Origin of the sequence: Bradyrhizobium genosp. SA-3, from assembly GCF_004212635.1 — a bacterium.
Taxonomy (GTDB): Bacteria; Pseudomonadota; Alphaproteobacteria; order Rhizobiales; family Xanthobacteraceae; genus Bradyrhizobium.
This window is the reverse complement of sequence record NZ_PSRT01000283.1, coordinates 1-2,921: the sequence shown is the minus strand read 5'-3', so window position 1 is coordinate 2,921 and position 2,921 is coordinate 1. Positions and strand designations below refer to the sequence as shown.

Below are 2,921 nucleotides of genomic sequence, written 5' to 3'. Positions count from 1 at the left end.
GGGTCACGACGCCTGCGCGCAGGCCCACGCGGAGGCGCTTTTGGCGGCCGCGCCGGCTGCCAGCGAAGGGGTTTGACCGTGCCTCGAGGATGGACGGCAGCTTGCCTCGGCGTGCTGCTGATAGTGCTGGGGCTCGTCCTCTTCTCAAGCTCGAGCCGGGCCGTTCGGTGGCGCCAGGACGCCCATCCTGACGGCGATTTCATCCTCAATAGGGCGTGACCCCGACGAAAGTCCTGGGAGGTAGCCTCGTGGTGGCAGGATCGCTGGAACCTCCTGATTTTTGCCAATGGAGCGCAAGCATTCGGTAACGTGCCGGATCGAATGGCCGGCGAACGCGCCCGGCAGGCGCTCCTGCGAGATCAGACGATGAAGAAGGTTATCGATACATCGCCTTCGCGTCGCCAAGTGTTGCAACTGGCAGCTACTGTGGCGGCATGTGCCGTGGCTGCGAAGTCCCCGAACGCCGCGGAGTCTGTCAGGGGCGAGAGCGATAACGCCTACGTTCCCGCTGATGGCGTCGCGACCTTCGAGAGCGTTTGGCAGACCGTGCGTGATCGCTTTTTTGATCAGCGTCACAACGGACTGGACTGGCTGGCAGTCCGCGAAAAGTATCTTTCAGACGTTCAGCGGGCAACTTCCCAATACTCTCTGGCGCGCATCATCAATACCATGCTGTCGGAGTTGCACGCTTCGCACACGCGTTTCTACACGCCGGATGAGCCGGAATATTATCAACTGGCCGACATCTTTGTCGGTGCACTGCGAAGCCGCGGCCTGCAGCGAGCGTTTCCCGACGGCCGCATTTCGTACCCTGGTATAGGTATAATTTCAGGTTTCGAGGCGAGGGGCCGCAACATGGTCACCGGCGTTATCGATGGAACGCCGGCTCAGCAGGCGGGCCTCCGTGCCGGTGACGAAATCGTTGCGGCCGATGGCACCGCATTTGAGCCGATCGGCTCCTTCCGCGGGAAAGTGGGCAAATCGGTTGTCCTGGAGGTCCATCGGGGCGCCTCGGTGCTGCAAATCCTGGTCGTGCCGGTCGACCTCGAGCCCACCAGAATGTTCCTTCATGGCTTGGAGTCCAGTGCGCGCGTCATTGAGTCCAACGGACGACGCATCGGCTATGTCCATGTTTGGTGCTACGCCGGCTCCATCTACCAACGCGCTCTTGAATCCCTGTTGTCTCAAGGGGCGTTAAAAGACGCGGACGCGCTGATCTGGGATTTGCGGGATGGCTGGGGCGGCGCGCAACCCCAATATCTCGATCTGTTCAATGCCTGGGCGCCGACGATGCAGGTTACCGACCGGAGCGGCAGTAGCGAATTCGTGAATGTGAAATGGCGAAAGCCCGTTGCGATGCTGATCAACCGCGGCACGCGCAGCGGCAAGGAGGTTCTCGCCTATGGCTTCAAAAAGTATCGGTTGGGCGAGCTCATCGGCACTCGGACAGAGGGCGCGGTCCTTGCCGCCACCGCATTCCTCATCGGAAGCGGCTTGCTGCTGCTCGCAGTCGCAGATGTCAGGGTCGACGGCGAGCGCCTGGAGGGCGTGGGCGTGACGCCGACCATCGAGGTGCAGGCAGGCGCGGCCTCCGGGCCGGAGGACCCCCAACTGAGCCGCGCTGTCGCCGTTCTGTCCGCGACCTGATCCGGGCATCACACTCATTCCGCAAGCCGAGGCACCGCGAAACTGGTCCCTGGATGCGCGTCTCGGCCGGCCGGCGCAGGCTTTGTCAGTCCAGATCGCCCTTCGTGCGCTGTCAGCGCGTGACGTCAGGACGATCCAGCCCCTTGATGTAGCTCGCCGCCGCGCATCAAGCGGCGGGCGATGTCGGCGGTCTGCAGTGACGCGCGTTCGGTCGGTGAATGGGCCGCCAGATAGCGGGCAACCGCGATCAGGATGTGCCGACCCTCGTCCCTGTTGCCCCACGTGCCGAACTGCCGGACTCCCGCCTCCAGCATCTGATACGCATGGAAACCTGCATCTTCGCGCAGCACCGCATGCGCGAGCATGGCGATCAGGGCCTGCGGCGAATGGCCGAGCGAAAGATGCCGTGCCACCAGCCTTGCGGCGAGATCGACCTGTTGCTGCCGGTCGAAGGCGTCGAGCAAGGCGGCGCCAATCATCTCTGGATCCACCGGCAGATCATCGAGCTGCTCGCCGCCGTCGCCCGGGATGTGCGCTGGCGGCACATTGAGATAGCGAGCAAGATAGAGCGCCATCGCTCCGTGCAATACACCGCGGACGGCCGTGACGTGGGTGTTGGCCGTCCCAATCCGCGTCAACATCTGGTGGACGGCGTTGGCGTAAGTGAAGACGTGATGCGCCGTCTCCCAATCGGCGTGCTCGTTGGCGTTGCCGAAGCGCGCCACCCTGAGCGCCGCCGCGTAGGCGAGGGATTGGCCAAGGTCGGCAGGAGCGGCACCGGCGCGGATCGCCTGCTTGAGCGCGTCAACGATCCCGGCCGGATCGTCACCGAGCAACTCTTGAGCAAGTGCGGCGTGGTCCGACCAGTCACGCGCGCCGGGTCCGGCAGCGAACAGGTCCGCGAGTTGGCTGGTTGACTGCTCACACAACACAACAAGATCAACGGGCTGGCGCCAAGCCGTCGATTCCTCGGCGCCACGGGCCGCTACCATCTGCCCGACGACAGTCGGCAGCAGAGCCGCCGCGGATGGCCAGCCGATCAGGTCGAGGCACTCGAACGCCTTGTTGATGAAGTCGAGCGAGTGCCCGGTGTCGGCGAACGCCCGCTCGGTCTCGGCGGCGAACAGGGCTTCAGCGAGGTCAGCTAGGGAGAAGCCGGCTGCAATCGCCGTGAGCAGGGTGCGCTCGGCCGCCTCGCGATGGCGCACGTTTGTCCAGCGCCGCAACCAGCGCTTAAGCGCGGCCGGCTCCGGCCGGCTGCCAAGCGGCGCGCG

The 2,921-nt window shown here is 64.6% G+C and carries 1 protein-coding gene and 1 pseudogene; one reads left to right on the top strand and one right to left on the bottom strand.

Features of this window, described 5'->3' with window-relative positions; translation table 11 throughout:
- Positions 1 to 321 precede the first annotated feature (321 nt).
- Positions 322 to 1,647, top strand: a complete 1,326-nt coding sequence (locus CWO91_RS41955) for a S41 family peptidase (RefSeq protein ID WP_130221139.1) — start codon at positions 322 to 324, stop codon at positions 1,645 to 1,647.
- 125 nt (positions 1,648 to 1,772) lie between these two features.
- On the opposite strand, the pseudogene CWO91_RS41950 reads toward CWO91_RS41955, so the two are convergent.
- Positions 1,773 to 2,921 (bottom strand): annotated as a pseudogene (locus CWO91_RS41950) (Rieske (2Fe-2S) protein); the annotation flags it as partial.